This window comes from Arthrobacter sp. 2YAF22_2 (genome assembly GCF_052114645.1).
Taxonomy (GTDB): domain Bacteria; phylum Actinomycetota; class Actinomycetes; order Actinomycetales; family Micrococcaceae; genus Arthrobacter.
In genome coordinates this window covers 1-5,009 of record NZ_JBFRFD010000274.1, presented here as the reverse complement: position 1 = coordinate 5,009, position 5,009 = coordinate 1, and the positions used below count along the sequence as shown (strand labels likewise).

2 protein-coding genes and 1 pseudogene are annotated in these 5,009 nt (G+C 73.1%); all 3 read left to right on the top strand.

Going from position 1 to position 5,009, the window contains the following annotated elements; translation table 11 throughout:
* Position 1: 1 nt before the first annotated feature.
* Entirely contained in the window at positions 2-1,009 is a 1,008-nt protein-coding gene (cydB, locus tag AB4Y86_RS11960; RefSeq protein WP_441402446.1) for a cytochrome d ubiquinol oxidase subunit II, read from the top strand.
* 6 nt (positions 1,010-1,015) lie between these two features.
* Complete coding sequence (gene cydD / locus AB4Y86_RS11955) at positions 1,016-4,501, top strand: thiol reductant ABC exporter subunit CydD (protein WP_441402445.1); 3,486 nt, start codon at positions 1,016-1,018, stop codon at positions 4,499-4,501.
* Between the two features lie 21 nt (positions 4,502-4,522).
* Positions 4,523-5,009: pseudogene (locus AB4Y86_RS11950) on the top strand (GNAT family N-acetyltransferase); the annotation flags it as partial.

Sequence of the window (5,009 nt, the reverse complement as noted above, 5' to 3'; positions counted from 1 at the left end):
GTTGTGGACGGGCTATCTCTTYCTGGAGGGCTTYGACCTSGGCGTCGGCATGCTCATGAARSYSTTCGCCCGGAACGACACGGAGCGCCGGGTGCTGCTGAACACCATCGGTCCGGTCTGGGACGGCAACGAGGTCTGGCTGCTCACCGCCGGCGGTGCCACGTTCGCGGCCTTCCCGCTCTGGTACGCGTCCCTGTTCTCCGCGCTTTACCTGCCGCTGCTGGTGGTCCTCGTGGCGCTGATCTTCCGGGCCGTGGCGATCGAGTACCGGGGCAAGGTGGACACGCCGCAGTGGCGCGCCCGCTGGGACTGGGCCCTCGCCCTCGGGTCGCTGGTGGCAGCCTTCGGCGTCGGAGCCGCGCTGGCGCTGACCACCACGGGGCTGCCGCTGAACGCCAACGGGGACCGTGTGGGCGGCCCGTTCGCCTGGTTTACCGGCTACGCCGTGCTGGGCGGCCTCGCCGTCGTCTGCTTCTCCCTGCTGCACGGACTCGCCTTCCTGGCCCTGAAGACCGACGGCGAGATCCGGCACCGCGCGCGGCAGTGGTTCGCGCGGCTGCTGCCAGTGCTGATCCTGCCGATCGCCGGCTGGGCCGTCGCGATGCAGGTCCAGGCCGGCAAGGCCTGGACGCTGGCCGCCGTCGTCGTCGCCGTCGTGGCTGCCGTCCTGGCCTGGAACTTTGCCCGCCGCGGCGCGGAAGGCCGGGCCTTCATCGCCCTGGGCGCCTTCCTGCTGCTCGGCAGCGCCTCAATCTTCGGCGCCGCGTTCCCGGTCGTGTTGCCCTCCACCCTGAACCCGGAATTCAACCTGACCGTCGCGAATGCGTCATCCTCGGAGTACACCCTGGGCCTGATGACAATCGTCGCCTGCGTGGGGCTGCCGCTGGTCGTCGCCTACCAGGCGTGGACCTACTGGGTGTTCCGCCGCCGGGTCAGCGCCGAGCACATTCCCGAGGCGCACAGCTTCCTGCCCGCGATTGCCGCCAAGGCCCTGGCGCCGAAGGACTAGCCGCCGATGAAACCGCAGTTCCCCGCCGGCCCTGCCACCCGATCGGCGCTCTACCTGCTGGGGCTCCTGGCAGCGCTCAAGGCGCTGTCGCTCGTCCTGATGGGGCAGGCAATCGCCGCCATGCTGGCCGGGCTGATGGTCCACAACCCGGCCTGGGCCGAGCAACTGGGTTGGGGCCTGGCCGGGGTGGTGCTGCGCTCGCTCACCGTGTGGGCGCAAGCCGTCGCGTCCCGGCGCGCGGCGCTTGGCGTCAAGGAGGAGCTGCGCTCACGGCTGATGGACCGGGCCCTGCACACCGGAACCCGCGCCGCCGGGCCGGCCGACGGCGGGCTCGCGGTGCTGGCCACCAGGGGACTGGACGCCCTGGACAACTACTACACGCAATTCCTCCCCGCCCTGGTGAACTGCGCCGCCATTCCGCTGCTGCTGGGGGTCCGGATCCTGTTCGCGGACTGGATCAGCGCCGTGGTGGTCGTCCTGACCGTCCCGCTCGTGCCGCTGTTCATGGTCCTGATCGGCCGGTACACCGACGACCGGGTCATGGACGCCCAGTCGGCGCTGTCCCGGCTCTCCGCCCACATGCTGGAGCTCGCCAAGGGCCTGCCCGTGCTGGTGGGCCTGGGCCGCGCCACCGCCCAGCGCAGGGCCCTCGAGGATATCTCGGAGGAATACCGCTCCAAGACCATGGCGACCCTGCGCACCGCGTTCCTCTCGGCCCTGGCCCTGGAGCTTATCGCCACGATTTCCGTCGCCGTGGTCGCCGTCTTCATCGGCGTCCGGCTCGTACACGGGGACATGGCCCTCGAGGCGGGACTGCTGGCCCTGATCCTGGCACCGGATTGCTACCTCCCGCTGCGCGAACTCGGCACCGCCCACCACGCCAGCGACGACGGCCGTGCGGCGCTCGCCGACAGCACCGAAGTCCTCGACGCGGAGCAGGTGGCGCCGCTCGTTCCGGCCGCAGCCGCCGGCCGTGGCGGACTTGACCGGTCCGGTCCGCCGGCCGTCACTGTCAGCGGGCTGGGCGTGCGCTACGCCGGCCGCGGCGACACCGCCGTCGGGCCGCTGAGCTTCAYGGCCGCCCCGGGCACGATCACCGCGCTGGACGGTCACAGCGGGGCCGGGAAGAGCACGGTGCTGGGTGTACTGGCCGGCACGGTCGGCGCCGGCCCCGGCGCGGAAGTCACCGGCCGGCTGGAGGGATTCACGACGGCGGACCTGGCCTGGGTGCCGCAACACCCCGTAATGGTCGAAGCCACCGTCCTCGAGGAAATCCTGCTCTATCTGGGTGCCTCCCCGGCCGGGTCCCCCTCGACGGGCAGCACCGAAGCGATGGCCGAGGCCCAGCGCTGCCTCGCGGCCTGCGCCGCGGGGCACCTCGCCGCGAAGCACCCCGCCGAACTCAGCCCGGGGGAGCTGCGCCGGGTGGCCGTGGCCCGAGGGCTGGCCCGAATCGCGGCCGGCGCCACGGTGCTCCTGCTGGACGAGCCCACCGCGCACCTGGACCGCGCAGCCGCCGACGCGGTCAGCCGCACTATCGCGGCCCTGCGCGGGAAGGTCACCGTCCTGCTGGTGGCCCACGACCGGCAGACCCGGGAACTCGCCGACCAGCTGGTGCACGTCGGCAGGAGCTCCGCCGGCCACGAGGCCGCCGCTGACTTCCCGGCCGCCGCTGAGGCGGCCGAAGGGCTCCGGGGGCAGCACATCATGGCGCCGGAAGCGGTCGAAGGTCCCGAACCGACCGGCGCCCTCAACCAGACCGGACCTGAAATTTCCGCCGCCGGAGCTGAAAAGTTCGGGACGGCAGTTGGCCAGCTGCGCCGGCTGCTGGCGCCGGTCGCCGGCAAGTTTGCGGCGGCGGGCGCCGTCGGCATCCTCGCCGCGCTGTTCGCCGTCGCCCTGTCCGGCCTGTCCGGCTGGCTGATCCTTCGCGCCAGCGAACAGCCGCCGATGCTCTATCTGCTCACCGCTATCGTGGGGGTGCGCTTCTTCGGCATCGGCCGCGCCGCCCTTCGCTACTCGGAACGGCTGCTGCTCCACGATGCGGTCTTCACCGCCCTGACCCGGCTCCGCGGCCGGCTCTGGGAGTCGCTGAGCCGCCGGGCCCTCTCGCTCCGGCGGCTCCTGCAGGGCGGCAACGTCCTGGGCGCGGTGATTGACGACGTCGACACCGTCCGGGAACTGTTGCCGCGGGTGGTCCTGCCGCCGCTGACTGCCGTGGCCGTCGGGGCGGCTGCCGTCACCGGCATCGGCCTGCTGCTTCCCGCGGCGCTGCCCGCCGTGGTCGCAGCCGCCGTCGTCAGCCTGGTAGCAGCGCCGGCACTGGCGCTGCTCGCCGACCGGATGTCCGCCCGCGCCGAACAACAACTGCGTTCCGGCGTCCTGCGCCGCGTCGCGGCGGCCCTGGACGCCCGCGCCGAACTCCACGCCAACGGTGTCGCTTCCCCGGTTCTGGCCGCCATCCGGCGGGACGACCGGGCCGCGACGGCGGCGTCGCAGCGTTCCGCCGTCGCCGAGGGGCTCGGCCAGGGAATCACCGTGCTGGCCGGCGGGGCCGCCGCCCTGGCCAGCGCTGTCCTCGCCGCCCCGCTGGTCCTCAGCGGTGCGGCAGCGCCCGGGACCGTCGCCGTCGTGGTACTGCTCCAGCTGGCGCTAGTGGAACCATATTCGGCCATCACGACGGCGGTACGCCAGTACCCGGCGCTGCGGTCCGTGCTGCGCCGGATCAGCGACTCCGGCGTCCTGGCGCCGGCAGCCGCGGACCTTTCCGTTGGTCCGGTGCTGCTGGCTGCGCGCCGCGGCGGCCGGCCCGGGGTGGACCTCGAGAACCTGGCCGCGGCCTGGCCGGGCGGCCCCCTGGTGTTCAGCGGGCTGTCGGCCAGCGCCGAACCCGGCCGCTGGCTGGCCGTGACCGGAGCCTCCGGGTCCGGCAAGTCGACGCTGCTGGCGGTCATGCTCGGCTTCCTGCCGGCCGCGTCCGGCCGGCTCGCCTTGACCGGCCGCGCCGCCTGGTGCCCGCAGGAGGCACACCTCTTCGACTCCACCATCCGCGGCAACCTGATGCTGGGACTGCCTGAGGCCGATCGTCCCTCGGATGCTGCCACAGCCGCTGCCGGGACCGCGGCCCTCGAGCGGCAACTAAGGGAGGCGCTGGCCGCCGTCGGGCTGGAACCGCTGCTCGGGAGGCTCGCCCGGGGCCTGGACACCCCCATCGGCCCCGGCGGCGCCTTCCTCAGCGGCGGCGAACGCCAGCGCCTGGCGGTGGCCCGGACGTTGCTCACCGGCGCCGACGTCATCCTGCTGGATGAGCCCACGGCCCACCTGGACGCGGAAGCGGGCCGGACGATGCTGGCCGAACTGCGGCGCGGGCTGGCCGGCCGCACGGTGGTCCTGGTGACGCACAACCCGGAGGACATCAGCCCGGCTGACAGCCGGCTGGACCTCGATCTGGCCCGGTCACCACAAGCGGAGCCGGCGCTGGCGCAGGGGTAGGGCGGCGGCTAGCCTGTTCRCATGAACGCACCAAGCGACGTCGATCCGAGGGCCGGACTGGATGGCCGCCTGTCGTGGCGGGCCGCCCGCGGCGCGGATCTGGACGGCTGGGCCGCGCTGATAGCCCGGACCGCCGCCGTCGAACGGCCCGTCTGGTTCGAGCGCTGCGAGGATCTGGTCCAGATCCTCGCATCGCGGAAGAACCCGGCCGCCGGGAACAGCATCCTCGGCTTCGACGCGCAGGGGGTGGCCCGGGCCTACGGACGGATCACGAAAAACCCGGACGGCGAGAAGGCAGTCGGCTTCGGCTGCGTCGATCCGGGATGGCAGGGCACCGGCGTCGGGACCGGGCTGCTCGGCTGGATGGAAGCCCGGACCCGGCAACGCTTCGCCTCCGATGCCGCGACCGGCGCGGCCCCCAGGCTCCGGCTCTACATGGAGCAGCAGCACACCCACCAGGCCGCGCTGTTCAAGGAGCGCGGCTACCGGATAGTGCGCTACTACAACG